This is a genomic window from Klebsiella sp. GN_Kp190 (genome assembly GCF_040061795.1).
Taxonomy (GTDB): domain Bacteria; phylum Pseudomonadota; class Gammaproteobacteria; order Enterobacterales; family Enterobacteriaceae; genus Klebsiella; species Klebsiella michiganensis.
In genome coordinates, this window is sequence record NZ_JBEAFN010000027.1 from 135,238 (window position 1) to 151,038 (window position 15,801).

Sequence of the window (15,801 nt, forward strand, 5' to 3'; positions counted from 1 at the left end):
ATGCTCGCCGGCGATAAATCATCAGAATTCGCCTGTTCGGGCCAGCGCTCTCTTTAATCGCAGGTTCCCTGTCCCCCTTCTTTTTCGGCGCTTCGGTGCCGTTTTTATTCCAGAAAAGCATTAAAAACTTTTAACCAGATCTCATTCCTGCTCCGCCGGAGGAATTAGCAGGGTATTGGTGATCTGGATCACATTTAAAACTACGGGTTGAGAATATAAAAACACTGTTTCAAAAATTTAAAACACGGAGTTTACTTTAATGGCAAGATATACGGCTTCAGCCCCACAGGGGCTGCAGGGAAGACCGATTTTGTTACGCCATCAGTTAGCCTACGGCGGCGGGAATTTACTGGGAAGCGGCGCACTGGCGATCAGCGGCGCATGGCTGCTCTATTTTTATACAACCTTCTGTGGGCTGACGCTGATCGAAGCCTCCTTTATTTTTTCCGTCGCCAGCATTATCGACGCAATTAGTAACCCGCTGATGGGCTATCTCACCGATAACTTTGGCAAAACGCGGCTGGGTAAACGCTTTGGTCGTCGCCGTTTCTTTTTGTTGATTGGCATTCCGCTGATGATGTTCTACCCGCTGCTGTGGGTAGAAGGCCTCGGCTTTTGGTACTACCTGTGCACCTACGTCGTCTTTGAAATCATTTATACCTCGATTATGGTCCCCTATGAAACATTGGCGACCGAAATGACCGACGATTTCTCACTGCGTTCGAAGCTTACCGGTTATAAAGCGATTTTCGGCAAACTGGCCAACTTTCTCGCGGCATTTATCCCCGGGCAGTTCATCCTGCTTTATGGTAAAGAATCCGCCACCCCGTTTTTTCTCACCGGGCTGACCTACGGCGTCATTCTTGTCGTGGCCATCTCCTGCCTGTGGTACTGCAGCTGGGAGCGTCCCCGCGAAGAGGAGATAAGCAAGGGAGAGAAAAAGGGACTGTTCAATACTCTGCTCATGCTGGCGAAAGATATGCGCTCAACGTTTTACCTGCGCGTATTCCGCAAACACCTGGGCATGTATCTCTGCGGCTTCGGCGCCGAGTGGCTTTTTGCCTCGATCTTCACCTACTTTGTTATATTCGTGCTGCAGCACGATCCGGCGATGGTGGCCGGGCTTAACAGTCTCAACTCCATCCTGCAGCTGGTATCAACGGCCCTGTTTATCGGCCTGTGCGTGAAGAAAGGCTTCAGTAAGCCGTATATTCTGGCGCTGAGCGTGGTTATCTTTGCCGTGCTGCTCTACACCTCGCTGTGGTTCTTCCACCTGCCTTCAAGCCTGGCCACCATCCTGATGTTTGGCATTACCGTACTCTTCGGCCTGGGCACCGGCGGCGTGTACTATATTCCCTGGACCGTTTACACCTTTTTGGCGGATGTCGATGAAATCTATACCGGCCGTCGCCGCGAAGGGATCTATGCGGGAGCCATGACCTTCTCCGGTAAAATTTTGCGCTCGATTATCGTCTTTTCCATGGGGGCGATCCTCAGCTTCTACGGCTTTCAGTCGAAAGCGCATACGCAGCCAGAGAGCGCGGTCACCGCGATTGCGGTGGTGTTTTGTGCGGGCGTGATTCTGCTGGCGCTGGCAGCCATTGTGTTCAGTAAGCAGATGAAACTCGATCGCAAGGCGCATCTGGTAGTGCTGCAGGAAGTCGCGCGTATTAAAGCAGGCGGTAAGATCGCCGATATCACACCGGACGTTCGCCTTGTCGTTGAAGATTTAGTCGGCCACCGTTACGAAGAGTGCTGGGGCAACAGCAGGCTGTTTAAAGATACGCAGGAAGGCGCCGTTCAAACCGCCGTCTCCCACTAACAGGTGATAACGCCCCGCTATCATAATGATGGCGGGGCTGACGCCGCTAGTGCGCTTCTTCCTGCGGGGTGAATTTCAGTTCAATCAGCGCGATGGCCTTTTGTACCGCCCGCAGGGTCACCGGGTCAGCCGATGCCGGGTGGCTGGCAAAATCGATGGCTTTCAGCTGGGTGGTCATTTTTTCGCGCACCTCGACGGGGGCGATGATATCAATGACGTCGAGGATCTGTTTAATAACTAACTGGCAGGCAACCACGTCAGAGACCAGCTCGTCGTGCTCGGTAAGATGTTGAGACATTTTTCACTCCTTTTTTCAGGAGCGTAATAGTACCCTAAATCCCGGGATATAAAAAAACCTGCCGCAGCAGGTTTTTTTATCAGAACATAGCGCCAGGCGGTACGTCTTTGAAGGTTTTGCAGTAGTTTTCGAACATGCTCTTCAGGATTTTGCGCAGTTTCATGGTTGACTCCATTTTTGTTATGCAGGTGTTAATGCCCTGATGGTTATAATATGACTTACATCACAAAAATCAATATAAACGTGCGCTAAATCACCTATTTTTTACCAAAATAATTTAATTTTTAAACAAAATGAGCAGAACCGGATAGTGAAGAGCCGAACGCTCCGGACCAATCTGCGCTCTCTTTGCTATGGCAGCGACACAATAATGAGTACACACACCTCTTCCAGGGACGACCGTTCTTTTTCAGCACCTGCGCTGCTGGTGGCTGGCGCCTTTTTTATGGAGTTTCTCGACGGCACGGTGATAGCCACCGCCCTGCCCGACATGGCGAAAGATTTTGTCGTGACGGCGGTCGACCTCAATATCGGGATTAGCGCTTATCTTATTACCCTTGCGGTTCTGATACCGGCCAGCGGCTGGATCGCCGATCGTTTTGGCGCGCGGAAAATCTTTACTCTCGCGCTGGCGATTTTTACCCTGGCGTCGATATTTTGCGGGCTGTCGACCAACGTCGATGTGTTCGTCGCGATGCGTATTCTTCAGGGGATAGGCGGCGCGCTGATGGTGCCCGTTGGCCGGCTGGCGGTACTACGTACCACACCGAAGCACCAGTTGATTAAGGCGATTGCCACCCTGACCTGGCCGGCGCTGGTCGCGCCCATTATTGGCCCACCGCTGGGCGGATTTATCACCCGCTACGCCAGCTGGCACTGGATCTTCTTTATTAACGTGCCGCTCGGGCTTATCGCTATCGCCCTGTCGCTGCGTATCATTCCGAATATTCGCGAAGATGAGCAGCGCCCCTTCGACCTTTCCGGCTTTGTTGCCACCTCGGTGGCGATGGTTAGCCTGGTCGCCGCCATGGAGCTGCTCGGCGATCGCCAGCCTCTGGGCTGGCAGACGCTGGCGCTGCTGGCGTTGGGCCTGGGCTGCATGCTCTTCGCGCTGCGGCACTTCCGCCGCACCAGGTGGCCGATGGTGCGCCTTGATGCGCTCAAGATCCCCACCTTCCGGGTCACCATGTACGGCGGTTCCCTGTTCCGCGCCTCCATTAGCGCCGTGCCGTTTCTGCTGCCGCTGCTTTTCCAGGTCGGATTTGGTATGGACCCCTTCCACTCGGGGCTGCTGGTGCTGGCCGTGTTCGTCGGCAACTTAACCATCAAGCCCCTCACAACGCCGCTGATCCGCTGGCTGGGCTTTCGCCGCCTGCTGCTGATTAACGGCGCATTAAACGTTTTGTCGCTGCTGGCCTGCGTTTTTTTAACGCCGCAAACGCCGGTTTGGCTGATCTTTGTGATTCTCTATCTCGGCGGGGTCTTCCGTTCTATCCAGTTTACCGGCATCAGCACGCTCGCGTTTGCCGATGTGCCTTCCGCGCAAATGAGCTACGCCAATACCCTGTTCAGCACCGCGTCACAGCTGGCCGTGGGGCTGGGCATCACGCTCGGCGCGATAGGTATTCGTCTTGGGGAAACGTTCAGCGAATGGTTTACGCTTTCTCACCTGCCGGGCATCAGCTTCCGCCTGTCGTTTATTTTTATCGCGCTGATTTGCCTGGTCGGCATGATTGATAGCCTGCATCTGGCCAAAGAGGCGGGTAGCAGCGTATCGAACAAAAAGAAGTAGCCAAAGAAAAGGCCAGCAGCGCTGGCCTTTAGCATCTCATCATGACGGGATATTAACCGACGATCTGGCGCACAAACGCTTCGATCTCTTTATCCTGGCAGTTCTCAAAGAAGCACTGCTGGAAACGAGGGCCAGAAACGGCGGTTTTCACCAGCTCCGGATCGATCGCGCGCAGCGTATCCAGATAGTTTTCCTTAACCACCGCCGCTTTAACCGCGTTCAGGATCCCGGCGTTACGCACCTGAGGCTCTTTACGCTCCGGCGGATAACCTTCGCCGTTGCGGCCGGTAAAAGCTTTTTCAAAGATAAAGCGTACGTTCAGCTCTGCGCCCCAGCCAAAACCCTTCGCAAACGGCAGAGAAAGCGCGTTACCGTTGTTGATCTGCGCAAACAGGAAGGCATCAGCAGGGTCGATACAGTAGCCGCATACCACGCCAGGGTGAATATTCAGCGACATCAGCGCGCCCTGCCCGGTACCGCAGCCGGTCACCACAAAGTCCACCGCTTTCGAATTCAGCAGGATACTGGCCATGATCCCCAGATGAATATAGGTCAGGTGATGATCGTTTTCATCGCTCATACCGACGTTGTAAACCGGGAAGCCTTTTTCTTCAGCAACAGCGTTTAACTCATTGAGGATGATGGCGTTTTTGTTCGCCTGGCTGTTTTCCATCATCAGTGCGATTTTCATGCTTTACTCTCCTGAATGCTCTGCGGGCACTCCCGCGATAGTTCGTTAGCGTTGCTATGAACAATACTACCTTACGAACATACTTTCAAATTTTATGAAAAGTTGTTTTATAAATTGCATCTCACCTCACACTTTTGACTTCCGCCCCCGGCTGGTACGGCATCCCCCCACCCTTACCCGCGTCAGGCTAATCCCGCCGCGGCCATCGGGCGGGTCTATTTTCACCGCTAAATTAGGCTCAACGATTTTTCGCATAGAATATTAAATTAAAACCATTCTCATTATTTTTAAATCGCCAATGCGTGTTATTCCCATTTGCATTATTAATAAATGATTTTATTAATTTACTTTTTGCAAATAAATTAATAACAAATTATAGTGAGCGCACAATAATCCTTAATTCTATTTTCCGGAGCAGCCTGATGCTAAAAACTGAAATGATCGACAAGCTGAATGCGCAGATGAATCTCGAACTTTATTCCTCTCTGCTTTATCAGCAAATGAGCGCCTGGTGCAGCTACCACAGTTTTGAAGGCGCCGCCGCGTTTTTGCGTCGCCACGCGCAGGAAGAAATGACCCATATGCAGCGCCTGTTCGACTATCTGACCGATACCGGCAGCCTGCCCTGCATCACGGCTATCGCCTCACCTTTCGCCGAATATGCGTCCCTGGATGAGCTATTTCGCGTCACCTACGAACATGAACAGCTGATTACGCAGAAAATTAACGAACTGGCCCATGCGGCAATGGCCAGCCAGGATTATCCAACATTTAATTTCCTGCAGTGGTACGTTGCTGAGCAGCACGAAGAAGAGAAACTGTTTAAATCCGTTATTGATAAATTGACCCTTGCCGGTAAAAGCGGTGAAGGCCTGTACTTTATTGATAAAGAGCTGGCAACGCTCGACACACAAAATTAATCATTACGGCAGCGACGCCCGGCGTTCGCTGCCGTATGAGTATTAATGGCGGCAAATTTTACTTTCGTGCGTATTAAATCCTTCCTCAGCGGCAATAAATTTGCCTTTTTTCTGCAAAAACGCCACCAGCTCCGCCGCGCTCAGATTTTCCGCCGAGCAGGTATGGAATCGAACCTCTTTCCCAAAACGGTCGATAATCGCCGCTTCCAGCGTAGCAACAGTGTAAGACTCGCCTGATGAAATCATCATTTGCAGCACTTCGTGACCATGAATCGATGGCATAACCCCTCCCGTAAAGGCCGAAGAATAAACCAGCCAGGGCGGCGGATTCTTGCGCCAGCGCAGCTTTCGCGCAAACCTCTGGCATCGTAAAGTTATCATTACACCCCCTGTAACCCTCATTTGACGAACTCACTGATTTCACATACTCTGCGCGGCATAATTAATTGTGTATTCCGTAATGGATAGAGAAAAGCGTGAAGAACCGCACTCTGGGTAGTATTTTAATCGTTGCCGGCACTACAATCGGCGCAGGGATGTTAGCGATGCCGCTGGCCTCGGCGGGCGTGGGTTTCGGCGTAACGTTTGGTTTGCTGATAACGCTGTGGGCGCTGATGTGTTATACCGCCTTATTGCTGCTGGAAGTGTATCAGCACGTGCCGGCTGATATGGGACTGGGGTCGCTGGCCGCGCGCTATCTCGGCCGCTACGGGCAGTGGGCTACCGGTTTTTGCATGCTGTTTCTGCTGTACGCTCTCACCGCCGCCTATATTAGCGGCGCCGGCGAGCTGCTGGCCTCCAGCCTCAACCAGTGGCTGGACTGGCGACTGCCTCCTGCGGCAGGCGTCCTGATTTTTACCGGGATCGGCGGGACGGTAGTGTGTATCGGAACCTCGCTGGTCGATCTTTTTAACCGCTTTCTGTTCAGCGCAAAAATTATCTTTCTCGCCATTATGCTGGCTCTGCTGCTGCCGCATATTCACCAGGTAAATTTACTGACGCTGCCGCTACAGCAGGGACTGGCTCTGTCAGCGATTCCGGTGATTTTTACTTCGTTTGGTTTTCACGGCAGCATACCCAGTATTGTGAGCTATCTGGGCGGGGATATTCGCAAGCTGCGTCGGGTATTTGTCATCGGGAGCTTTATTCCCCTGGTCGCCTATATTTTCTGGCAGCTGGCGACGCTCGGCAGCATTGACTCTCCCGTCTTTACCGCGCTGCTGGCAAAAAATGCCGGGCTTAACGGGCTGCTGGAAGCTATCCGCGAAGTGGTCGCCTCACCGCACGTTGAGCTGGCGGTGCATCTGTTTGCCGATCTGGCGCTGGCGACGTCATTTCTCGGCGTGGCGCTTGGGTTATTCGACTATCTGGCCGATCTGTTTCAACGCCAGAACAGCGCCGGTGGACGGATACAGAGCGGCCTGATTACCTTTTTGCCCCCGCTGGCGTTCGCGCTATTTTATCCGCGTGGCTTCGTGATGGCGTTAGGCTATGCGGGCGTCGCGCTGGCCGTGCTGGCGCTCATGCTGCCTGCGCTGCTGGTCATGAAGAGCCGCAAACAGCATCCTGATGCAGCATGGCGGGTCGCAGGAGGCTCAGCGGCGCTGTGGCTCGTCCTGCTCTGCGGGATCGGCATCGTCGCGATCCAGTTTGCGATTGTCGCAGGCTTGCTGCCCGCGGTAGGGTAAAAAGAAGGGGCCATATTGGCCCCCTCTTTTATTTGGCTAAACAGCACTGCTTATATTTCTTACCGCTGCCGCACGGGCAAGGATCGTTGCGCCCCACCTTCGCCTCATTCCGGATGGGCTGCTGAACTTCCGCCGGTTGCGCGTGCTCAGTCCAGTAGTTATAAAGCGCCAGGGCGGCAGGACGAATTCGCTCAACGCTGGCGACAAACTCTTCCGCGGATAATTCATCAAGCGCCTCAAATCGCTCCTCGGTACCGTGCAGGGCAATCACGTCCAGCTCCGCCTGCAGCTCAGCCGGCAACGCGGACCAGTCGCTCAGCCCCACTCCGCGCATATAGCCGAAGCACCACTCTTCAACAATCGTGAGCTCCTGCCCTTCCTCTTCGCGGCTGCCGAACATCGGTTCGAACTGTTCGGGATAATCGCTCAAGCGCTCGGCAATATCGCTCATTTGCTGCAGCGTCAGGTTCACAAAACGATCCCGCTCGCGATCGTTGGCCCAGCGCGGCACGTTATCCGCTCCGCCCCAGATAGCAAGCAGCCACTGCGCGGGTTCAATCTCCGTCGGCCCGGAGAGAATGGCCGTCAGCAGCCCATCAAGCTCGGCAACGTCCATGATGGTGCCTTCTACCGCGTATTTCGACAGGATATCGTCCAGCCATTCAACTTCGCTTTCGTTCAGGGGTCCAGTTTTCATAAACAGGCTCATCGTCGTAAAAAATGGCGCTTACAGTAGCGGAAATAGCGAGAGAAAACCACCCGGCTACTCAAGGTTCAGGCTGCGCAGCGTCTCAGCAATCTCACGAAAGGCATCCGGCGAAAGCGGTAACAGGGGGCGCGGCAAACAATCCTCACCGCACATACCGAGGATCGTCGCCGCTGCGGCAGTGACCCGCAGGCTTCCGCCATACTTTCTGTAGAGCGTCCACAGCGGCTCCAGCCTGGCGCTTATTGCCTCCGCCCGCTGAGCCTCCCCCCGCGTCGCGGCCGCCGTCAGCTCTTTGGCGACGTGCGGGAACAGGCCGCCGCACACCGAATACCAGACTTCGCAGCCGGCGTTCAGGCCATCGGCCGCGCAGGCGTCTCCGCTAATCCCGATCGTCACCTCAGCCGGTAGCTGCCGCCGCAGGCTCTGAACGCGCCGTGTGACGTCATTTTTAGCGGGACCCGGTATTTTAATTGAGGCGATTCCCGGCAGCGCAGCGATCGCGCCTTTAAGCGCATCCGAGGTCGTCACATGCGTGGTAACGGGGTTGTCGTAAACGCAGACGGGCACGGAGACTTCGCGGGTGACGGTCTGGTAAAAAGCAAAAATCTCCTCTTCCGTCAGTGGCTGATAGGCGATTGCCGGCAGGAGCAGCGCATTGGCGCCAGCCCGCTGCGCATCCTCTGCCAGACGAAGGACCCGATCGGTCCCCAACGCGCCGATCCCTGCCATAAGCGGCACCGCTCCGGCATGCGATTTGGCCTGTCGGATAACTTGCATTCTCTGCTCGCGGCTGAGCCAGGCATAGCTTCCCGTGGAACCGAGCACGCCGAGAGCATCGACGGCAGATTCGGCGAGGCGAGTGACAATCCGGGCAAAAGCGGTTTCATCAACGCCATGCTGATGTAACGGAGTCAGAGGAAAAGCGCAGAGGCCAGTAAACATTTCATCCCCACTTATTGAGATAATGATAGATTGCCGACACAGAGTAACAACAGAAGCGGGTTTTGTCCTATGACAAAAATGAATGAGGTGGGGCTGAGGTTCAAAAGCGAGGTTATGGCAATACAAAAACAAAAAAACCACCCGTAGGTGGTTTCACGACACTGCTTATTGCTTTGATTATTCTGCTTTATCCCAATGGTACCCGGAGCGGGACTTGAACCCGCACAGCGCGAACGCCGAGGGATTTTAAATCCCTTGTGTCTACCGATTCCACCATCCGGGCTCGGGATAGAAATTGGAGGCGCGTTCCGGAGTCGAACCGGACTAGACGGATTTGCAATCCGCTACATAACCGCTTTGCTAACGCGCCTTAATGCTTGAACACCCGCTGATGCCGATGTTGTAAACTGGAGCGGGAAACGAGACTCGAACTCGCGACCCCGACCTTGGCAAGGTCGTGCTCTACCAACTGAGCTATTCCCGCATCATCAAGCTAATTTGCTAATTACTTGATTTTGTTATCGTCTGTCAGACAGTGCTGCCGTTCGATGCGTTGCATTCTACTTACCTGGCGCAATGAGTCAACGATATTTTTTAAAACCTTGTGTTGTTTGCTGAAAATTGCGCCGAAACGATCACTGATCAAGCAAATCGCCGCGCGCCGCGTTCAAATACTGCAGCATGGACCACAGCGTCAGCACCGCCGCCACGAGGAACAGACCAATCCCCGCCCATTCAACCCAGATATTTGGGCGCCACAGCATCCACACCAGCGCGGCCATTTGCGCCGTGGTTTTGACTTTGCCTATCCATGACACCGCCACGCTGCTGCGCTTGCCCAGTTCGGCCATCCACTCGCGCAGCGCGGAGATAATAATTTCACGCGCGATCATGGTGGCGGCCGGTAACGTCACCCACCAGGTATGGTAATGCTCGGCAACCAGTACCATCGCAATAGCCACCATGACTTTATCCGCGACCGGATCGAGGAAAGCGCCGAAACGCGTGCTCTGATTCCAGCGACGCGCCAGATAACCATCAAACCAGTCGGTCACCGCTGCGACAAAGAAAATTAGCGCACAGGCAAAAGGGGCCCAGGTAAACGGCAGATAAAACGCCAGTACAAAGAACGGGATAAGAATGACGCGAAACAGAGTAAGCAACGTAGGGATATTAAATTGCATAGTAACGGGTAACTATCTGTTGTAAGTAAAAATTAGCCCTATGTTGCTACAGAGCCCCTAATGTTTCAACGAGTAGAAGATCTTTTCTGCCAGACCGTGAGATATACCCGGTACTTGCGCAATTTCTTCGACGCTGGCTTTCTGCAACCCCTGCAGACCGCCCATATATTTCAGCAGCATCTGTCGGCGTTTGGGTCCGACCCCCTCAATGGTTTCCAGCGTGCTGGTGCTTTTTACTTTTGCCCGTTTCTTACGGTGGCCGGTAATGGCGTGATCGTGCGACTCGTCGCGAATATGCTGAATCACATGCAGCGCAGGGGAGTCCGGCGGCAGACTAAAGCCCTCGCCTTCCGGTTCAAAGAATAGCGTCTCCAGGCCCGCTTTACGATCGCTGCCTTTTGCCACGCCCAATAACAGAGGGTGACTTTTATCCCACGGCACGTCCAGCTCGGCAAAAACCGTCTTCGCCTGCCCAAGCTGGCCTTTACCGCCGTCGATCAGGATAACATCGGGAATTTTACTCTCTTCTATTGCCTTACCGTAGCGACGACGCAGGACCTGATTCATCGCCGCGTAATCATCTCCCGGCGTGATACCGGTGATATTGTAACGGCGATACTCTGCGCGCAGCGGTCCGTTGCTATCAAAAACCACGCACGACGCCACCGTCTGTTCGCCCATCGTATGGCTGATGTCAAAGCATTCCATCCGATTGACGGCCGGAAGCTTGAGTAATGTCGCCAGCGCCCGCAAACGTTGCGTAATCGTTGAATGCTGGGAAAGCTTGGTGGTCAGCGCCGTCGCGGCGTTCGTGCGCGCCAGCTTCAGGTAACGGGCGCGATCGCCGCGGGGTTTGGTCTGTACGTTAACCCGGCGCCCGGCCAGCTCTGAGAGCGAATCCGCCAGCAGGGTTTTGTCGCCCAGGTTAAAATCCAGCAGGATCTCGCCCGGCAGCGTCCGCATCTGGCTGCCCTGCAAATAGAACTGTCCGACAAAGGTTTCCACCACTTCACCGAGTTCGGTGCCATTCGGCACTTTGGGGAAATAGCTGCGGCTACCAAGGACTTTACCCTGGCGGATAAACAGCACGTGGACGCACGCCATGCCGGCATCAAACGAGACGCCGATAACATCCAGATCGTCACCGGTATTGGAGACGAACTGTTTCTCCGTTACCCGACGTACGGCCTGAATCTGGTCGCGGATCCGCGCTGCCTCTTCAAATTCCAGCGCCTGGCTGGCCTTTTCCATGCGGGCAATCAGCTGAGTCAGTACCTGATCGTCTTTGCCCGCCAGGAACAGGCGCACGTAGTCGACCTGCTGGGCATACTCTTCCTCACTCACCAGTCCGGCAACGCACGGCCCCAGACAGCGGCCAATTTGATACTGCAGGCAAGGCCGCGAACGGTTGCGATAGACGCTGTTCTCACACTGGCGGATAGGGAAGATTTTTTGCAGCAGCGCTAACGTCTCGCGAACCGCGTAGCCGTTGGGGAACGGGCCAAAATATTCGCCTTTCGCATGCTTCGCCCCACGATGCGTCGCCAGGCGAGGATGCGTATCGCCGCTAAGGAAAATAAAGGGATAGGATTTATCATCGCGCAGCAGCACGTTGTAACGCGGCTGGTATAGTTTGATGTAGTTATGCTCAAGCAGCAGCGCTTCCGTTTCGGTGTGGGTCACGGTAACGTCAATCTGGGCGATAAGCGCCACCAGCGCTTCGGTTTTACGCGAAGCCAGGTTGCTGCGAAAATAGCTGCTCAGCCGCTTTTTCAGGTCTTTCGCTTTGCCTACATAGATAACAGTACCGCCAGCGTCATACATACGATAGACGCCCGGCTGGCTGGTTACTGTTTTCAGGAAAGCTTTTGCATCAAAAACATCACTCACTGACTTGCTAACGACTCCGCATTGCACAGGCCATGGCGAATTGCCAGGTGCGTCAGCTCCACATCGCCGTGTATGTTCAGTTTACTGAACATACGATAGCGGTAGCTGTTCACGGTCTTGGGACTCAGATTCAACTGCTCTGAGATCTCGTTGACCTTCTGACCTTTAGTAATCATTAGCATAATCTGCAATTCTCGCTCAGACAAACTGGCAAACGGCGACTCCGCCTTCTCCGGTTCAATCTGGCTTAGCGCCATCTGCTGGGCGATATCAGAGGCGATATAACGCTGACCCGATGCCACGCAGCGAATCGCATTCACAACCTCCTGCGGCGCGGCGCCTTTACTGAGGTAGCCAGCAGCCCCGGCCTGCATGACTTTCGCCGGCAGCGGATTTTCCGTATGCACGGTCAGCATTATCACTTTGGCATCAGCAACGGAACGGGCAATTTTTCGCGTAGCCTCAAGGCCGCCGATACCCGGCATGTTCATATCCATCAGGACTACATCAACGGGATTCGCGCGGCACCATTTCACGGCATCCTCACCGCAGCAGGCCTCGCCGGCAACTTTAATCCCTTTTATATCTTCCAGAATGCGTCGTATCCCTGCGCGCACCAGTTCGTGGTCATCAACAAGAAGGACGTTGATCAAAGGAATATTCTCCAGAATTAGGGATAACGCTACTGATAGCTTATCTCCCACATATTACCGGGTTTTAACCTAATTTTGAAAGCCAAAAAATGTGCTGGGAAAGATTTCTTGCGCAATTATGGAAATTTGTCTGCACACCCGCTGGAAAGCCATACATAACATAGAGTTGTACAACAGTTATTTTTTAACATTCATCATACAGATTACGTAAAAACACAACACATTGCGTAGGCGATAAATATGTGCCTGAATATGTAACAATTATTAACACGAACACGGGGCGTACGAAAAAATTAACACGCTTAGATCTCATGAATACGTATTATTCAGTCAATTAAATCATTCACCACTCGGATGAAAGAACAGAAATCAAGCACTCCTTTTTTTTCCTTTGCTTGTGGTATACTGCGCCGCCTTCACTTTTAGTCATGCGCAATTGCGCAGAAAGCAATCGAGGATATAGATGAGCACTCCAGATTTTTCCACTGCGGAAAATAACCAAGAACTGGCACAGGAAGTTTCGTGTCTGAAAGCAATGATAACGCTGATGCTGCAGGCCATGGGTCAGGCTGATGCAGGCCGCGTGATTATTAAAATGGAAAAACAAATCGCGCAGATGGAAGATGAGGCTCAGGCTGCCGTATTCTCCAGCACCGTTAAGCAAATTAAGCAGGCATATCGTCAGTAATCAATTACCGGCTGAAGGTATTACTAACAGCCGGTCTTACGTCTGGCACGCAGAACAACACATGAGATCAAATTAGGCCCGTCGCTACGGCATAGCAGGCAATTTGGGTTTTGTTTGGCGCGTTGAATTTTCGCTGCATATTTTTCTGATGGAAATTGACGGTATTTTCTGAGATAGACAGAATCATTGCCACCTCAGCCGAGGTTTTCCCTTCCGCCGTCCATTTCAAAATCTCCAGTTCACGTCGACTAAATTTCATTTCCGGCGGCATAACCATCTCGTCCTCCAGGCGCAAAAGCGTCAGCAGGCTCAATTCGGTTAGCGTTCTTAAGCGCATCTCCAGTTCATCTTCCGCAAAGGGTCCCTGGCTATGGCTGGTTCCTGAAACGGATAAGAATCCCTGAGCATGGTTCGGCAGCGTCAGGCACTGCGTGACGCCCTTGCGTAATCCATGGTCGCGCGCGCCGTCCCATAATTCCGGTGTATCATGGAATAGCTTGTCGTTCCATGGCAGATGCCCACGAAGGAAATTCTCCTTGCGCAGCACCGGGTCGATCGCGAGATAATTCTCGGCTTGATAATGCGCCATCCAGGCCTGAGGATAGGTCGATTGCAGCGTCACCCTGGGCCGAGTAAAAGGCACGGGATGCCGTACGCAGAGTGCGAAGTAGTCATATTCCAGCCCTTTTGCTTCCTGCTGCAGAAGATGATAAACCCCCTCGCCTGCAGAAACGGACTGAAATTGTTGCAGCATTTCCCGCCGCCAGCTGAAAAAATCATTGTCCCTCATAACTAACCAAATAACTCCTGAGTGATAATCATTATTATAAATACATAAAACTAACACATAAATCCTGCTTATATGTATAAAAAATGGCAGCCACCGCATTTATTAGACTACGTCCGGCGAAAGTACCGGATACGTTAAAAAAATTATGCCAATTGATGTGGCACAAAACCTTGACAGATGTATCGTCGTTGCTTATGACCACCATCCGGACATGCTTTTTTTGCTGATAAACCGGTTATTCAGCGCTGCCCGGCCGCATCCGTCAGCACAAGCCTGAGCGAATGCGGCCGGCGCGGGGCGATTACTGCATCAGGAATTTTTCGAGGAACTGGCGGGTACGCGCGTGCTGAGGATTGGCAAACAGCGCTTTTGCTTCACCCTGTTCAACGATACGCCCCTGATCCATAAAAATAGCGCGGTCCGCTACGTCGCGGGCAAAGCTCATCTCATGGGTCACGATAACCATCGTGCGCCTCTCCTGCGCCAGCTGGCGAATGGTATTGAGTACCTCCCCTACCAGCTCAGGATCTAATGCCGACGTTGGCTCATCAAACAGAATGACATCCGGACGCATCGCCAGCGCGCGAGCAATCGCCACGCGCTGCTGCTGCCCGCCGGACAAACGACGCGGGTAGCTATTTTCTTTACCGGTAAGCCCAACTTTCGTCAGCAGTTCACGCGCCCGGGCGATGGATTCATTTTTATCCTCCCCTTTAACGATGACCGGCCCTTCGATAATGTTTTCCATCACCGTACGGTGGGGGAAAAGATTAAAATTCTGAAACACAAAGCCCACGTGCTGACGCAGGCGGCGAATGGCCGTTTTTTGCTGGTTGATGCTGCGCCCGGCATCGATCGTCACGTCGCCTACGCGAATCGTGCCGCTTTCCGGCTGCTCCAGGAGATTAATACTGCGCAGCAGCGTCGTTTTCCCCGAACCGCTGGGACCGATAATCGCCACCACTTCCCCTTGTTGAACCTCAAGGTCGATACCATGAAGCACCGTCTGGCCATGGAATTTTTTCACCAGGTTTTTGACTTCAATCGCACTCATTTTGGATCTCGCTCCTGGCGGTTCAGCTGATTTTCAAAATAGTTTTGCAGCGTGGAAAGCACCGTTGCCATTACCCAGTAGATAAGCGAAGCGGCCAGGTACATGGTGAATACCTCCAGCGTCCGGGAGGTGATCAGCTGAGCCTGACGGAACAGTTCTGGCACCTGGATAGTTGCCGCCAGCGAGGTATCTTTCACCAGGCTGATAAAACTGTTGGAAAGCGGCGGTAACGCCACGCGCGCGGCCTGAGGAAGAATCGCGCGGCGCATTGCCTGCCAGCGCGTCATACCGATACTCGCCGCGGCCTCCCACTGCCCTTTATCAATGGAGGCAATCGCTGCGCGCAGCGTTTCCGCCGCGTAGGCCGCAGTGTTTAAAGACAGGCCGATCATCGCCGCGGGAATAGGATCCAGCTCGATGCCGAACTGCGGCAAGCCGTAATAGATCATAAACAGCTGCGCAATCAGCGGCGTTCCGCGAAAGATGGAGATGTACATCCGCGCCAGCCATTTAATCGGCCAGACGGGCGACATGCGCATCAGCGCCAAAATAAACCCCAGCACGAGGCCAAAAAACATGCCGCCAATGCTGAGCTGTAGCGTAAATACCGCGCCCTTCAGCAGAAAAGGCGCGGAATCAATAACCAGTTGGATACTCTCTTGCATTCTATGTGTTCTGCA

17 protein-coding genes and 3 tRNA genes are annotated in these 15,801 nt (G+C 53.4%); 5 read left to right on the forward strand and 15 right to left on the reverse strand.

Translation table 11 applies throughout. From position 1 onward, the window contains the following. Nucleotides 1-310: 310 nt before the first annotated feature. A complete protein-coding gene (locus ABLU67_RS15505) occupies nt 311-1,822 on the forward strand; it encodes an MFS transporter (protein ID WP_192830783.1) in 1,512 nt (503 codons plus the stop codon). A 46-nt stretch (nt 1,823-1,868) separates the two neighbouring features. Here the strand turns inward: ABLU67_RS15505 and ABLU67_RS15510 are convergent, their stop codons facing one another. Further along, the gene (locus ABLU67_RS15510; protein ID WP_004103438.1) at nt 1,869-2,120 is read right to left on the reverse strand and encodes a DUF2766 family protein; all 252 of its coding nucleotides are present in this window, start codon (nt 2,118-2,120) and stop codon (nt 1,869-1,871) included. A gap of 79 nt (nt 2,121-2,199) precedes the next feature. Further along, nucleotides 2,200-2,283, reverse strand: a complete 84-nt coding sequence (gene azuC, locus ABLU67_RS15515; protein ID WP_014229869.1) for a stress response protein AzuC — start codon at nt 2,281-2,283, stop codon at nt 2,200-2,202. Nucleotides 2,284-2,490: 207 nt separating this feature from the next. On the opposite strand from azuC, the gene ABLU67_RS15520 reads away from it, so the two are divergent. Continuing rightward, entirely contained in the window at nt 2,491-3,912 is a 1,422-nt protein-coding gene (locus tag ABLU67_RS15520) for an MFS transporter (protein WP_348852367.1), read from the forward strand. Between the two features lie 52 nt (nt 3,913-3,964). On the opposite strand, the gene ABLU67_RS15525 is transcribed toward ABLU67_RS15520, so the two are convergent. Next, nucleotides 3,965-4,603, reverse strand: coding sequence for an RpiB/LacA/LacB family sugar-phosphate isomerase (locus ABLU67_RS15525; RefSeq protein WP_014229871.1), 639 nt, complete (start codon nt 4,601-4,603; stop codon nt 3,965-3,967). A gap of 422 nt (nt 4,604-5,025) precedes the next feature. Here ABLU67_RS15525 and ftnA point away from each other — a divergent pair, with 422 nt between their 5' ends. After that, nucleotides 5,026-5,523: a non-heme ferritin gene (gene ftnA, locus ABLU67_RS15530; RefSeq protein WP_348852368.1), complete on the forward strand. Its 498-nt coding sequence runs from the start codon at nt 5,026-5,028 to the stop codon at nt 5,521-5,523. A 42-nt stretch (nt 5,524-5,565) separates the two neighbouring features. On the opposite strand, the gene ABLU67_RS15535 is transcribed toward ftnA, so the two are convergent. After that, complete coding sequence (locus ABLU67_RS15535; protein WP_004852186.1) at nt 5,566-5,805, reverse strand: YecH family metal-binding protein; 240 nt, start codon at nt 5,803-5,805, stop codon at nt 5,566-5,568. A 194-nt stretch (nt 5,806-5,999) separates the two neighbouring features. Here ABLU67_RS15535 and tyrP point away from each other — a divergent pair, with 194 nt between their 5' ends. Continuing rightward, the gene (gene tyrP / locus ABLU67_RS15540; RefSeq protein WP_025106109.1) at nt 6,000-7,211 is read left to right on the forward strand and encodes a tyrosine transporter TyrP; all 1,212 of its coding nucleotides are present in this window, start codon (nt 6,000-6,002) and stop codon (nt 7,209-7,211) included. Between the two features lie 28 nt (nt 7,212-7,239). Here tyrP and ABLU67_RS15545 read toward each other — a convergent pair whose 3' ends face one another. The 8 genes from ABLU67_RS15545 to uvrY all read right to left on the reverse strand — a co-directional run bounded on the left by ABLU67_RS15545 (nt 7,240) and on the right by uvrY (nt 12,589). Then, nucleotides 7,240-7,908 (reverse strand): YecA family protein, encoded by a 669-nt coding sequence (locus tag ABLU67_RS15545; RefSeq protein WP_014229873.1) that lies wholly within the window; start codon nt 7,906-7,908, stop codon nt 7,240-7,242. Nucleotides 7,909-7,974: 66 nt separating this feature from the next. Then, entirely contained in the window at nt 7,975-8,862 is an 888-nt protein-coding gene (locus ABLU67_RS15550) for a dihydrodipicolinate synthase family protein (RefSeq protein ID WP_348852369.1), read from the reverse strand. A gap of 196 nt (nt 8,863-9,058) precedes the next feature. Beyond that, a tRNA-Leu gene (locus tag ABLU67_RS15555) sits at nt 9,059-9,145 on the reverse strand. A gap of 13 nt (nt 9,146-9,158) precedes the next feature. Next, nucleotides 9,159-9,232 (reverse strand) — tRNA-Cys (locus ABLU67_RS15560). Between the two features lie 38 nt (nt 9,233-9,270). Continuing rightward, nucleotides 9,271-9,346 (reverse strand) — tRNA-Gly (locus ABLU67_RS15565). A 151-nt stretch (nt 9,347-9,497) separates the two neighbouring features. Beyond that, complete coding sequence (gene pgsA, locus ABLU67_RS15570) at nt 9,498-10,046, reverse strand: CDP-diacylglycerol--glycerol-3-phosphate 3-phosphatidyltransferase (RefSeq protein ID WP_004122100.1); 549 nt, start codon at nt 10,044-10,046, stop codon at nt 9,498-9,500. A gap of 57 nt (nt 10,047-10,103) precedes the next feature. After that, nucleotides 10,104-11,936 carry an excinuclease ABC subunit UvrC gene (uvrC, locus tag ABLU67_RS15575; RefSeq protein WP_004852196.1) on the reverse strand — a complete coding sequence of 611 codons (1,833 nt, stop codon included), beginning with the start codon at nt 11,934-11,936 and terminating at the stop codon, nt 10,104-10,106. After that, entirely contained in the window at nt 11,933-12,589 is a 657-nt protein-coding gene (gene uvrY / locus ABLU67_RS15580; protein WP_004122102.1) for a UvrY/SirA/GacA family response regulator transcription factor, read from the reverse strand. Before uvrY ends, uvrC begins: the two co-directional genes overlap by 4 nt. Nucleotides 12,590-13,052: 463 nt before the next feature. Here uvrY and ABLU67_RS15585 point away from each other — a divergent pair, with 463 nt between their 5' ends. Beyond that, nucleotides 13,053-13,277, forward strand: coding sequence for a DUF2594 family protein (locus tag ABLU67_RS15585; protein ID WP_004122104.1), 225 nt, complete (start codon nt 13,053-13,055; stop codon nt 13,275-13,277). Nucleotides 13,278-13,344: 67 nt separating this feature from the next. Here the strand turns inward: ABLU67_RS15585 and sdiA are convergent, their stop codons facing one another. From sdiA to tcyL, 3 genes are all read right to left on the reverse strand, one after another. Beyond that, nucleotides 13,345-14,067 (reverse strand): transcriptional regulator SdiA, encoded by a 723-nt coding sequence (gene sdiA, locus ABLU67_RS15590; protein WP_014229875.1) that lies wholly within the window; start codon nt 14,065-14,067, stop codon nt 13,345-13,347. A gap of 301 nt (nt 14,068-14,368) precedes the next feature. After that, nucleotides 14,369-15,121: an L-cystine ABC transporter ATP-binding protein TcyN gene (gene tcyN, locus ABLU67_RS15595; RefSeq protein ID WP_004852203.1), complete on the reverse strand. Its 753-nt coding sequence runs from the start codon at nt 15,119-15,121 to the stop codon at nt 14,369-14,371. Beyond that, nucleotides 15,118-15,786, reverse strand: a complete 669-nt coding sequence (gene tcyL, locus ABLU67_RS15600) for a cystine ABC transporter permease (protein WP_004103458.1) — start codon at nt 15,784-15,786, stop codon at nt 15,118-15,120. Before tcyL ends, tcyN begins: the two co-directional genes overlap by 4 nt. Nucleotides 15,787-15,801: the final 15 nt, after the last annotated feature.

Coding starts and splice junctions, on each gene's coding strand:
- ABLU67_RS15510 (WP_004103438.1), bottom strand. CDS start 2,120: ATGTCTCAACATCTTACCGAGCACGACGAGCTGGTCTCTGACGTGGTT.
- ABLU67_RS15520 (WP_348852367.1), top strand. CDS start 2,491: ATGAGTACACACACCTCTTCCAGGGACGACCGTTCTTTTTCAGCACCT.
- ABLU67_RS15550 (WP_348852369.1), bottom strand. CDS start 8,862: ATGTTTACTGGCCTCTGCGCTTTTCCTCTGACTCCGTTACATCAGCAT.
- ABLU67_RS15585 (WP_004122104.1), top strand. CDS start 13,053: ATGAGCACTCCAGATTTTTCCACTGCGGAAAATAACCAAGAACTGGCA.
- ftnA (WP_348852368.1), top strand. CDS start 5,026: ATGCTAAAAACTGAAATGATCGACAAGCTGAATGCGCAGATGAATCTC.
- azuC (WP_014229869.1), bottom strand. CDS start 2,283: ATGAAACTGCGCAAAATCCTGAAGAGCATGTTCGAAAACTACTGCAAA.
- pgsA (WP_004122100.1), bottom strand. CDS start 10,046: ATGCAATTTAATATCCCTACGTTGCTTACTCTGTTTCGCGTCATTCTT.
- ABLU67_RS15535 (WP_004852186.1), bottom strand. CDS start 5,805: ATGCCATCGATTCATGGTCACGAAGTGCTGCAAATGATGATTTCATCA.
- ABLU67_RS15545 (WP_014229873.1), bottom strand. CDS start 7,908: ATGAAAACTGGACCCCTGAACGAAAGCGAAGTTGAATGGCTGGACGAT.
- tcyL (WP_004103458.1), bottom strand. CDS start 15,786: ATGCAAGAGAGTATCCAACTGGTTATTGATTCCGCGCCTTTTCTGCTG.
- sdiA (WP_014229875.1), bottom strand. CDS start 14,067: ATGAGGGACAATGATTTTTTCAGCTGGCGGCGGGAAATGCTGCAACAA.
- tcyN (WP_004852203.1), bottom strand. CDS start 15,121: ATGAGTGCGATTGAAGTCAAAAACCTGGTGAAAAAATTCCATGGCCAG.
- ABLU67_RS15525 (WP_014229871.1), bottom strand. CDS start 4,603: ATGAAAATCGCACTGATGATGGAAAACAGCCAGGCGAACAAAAACGCC.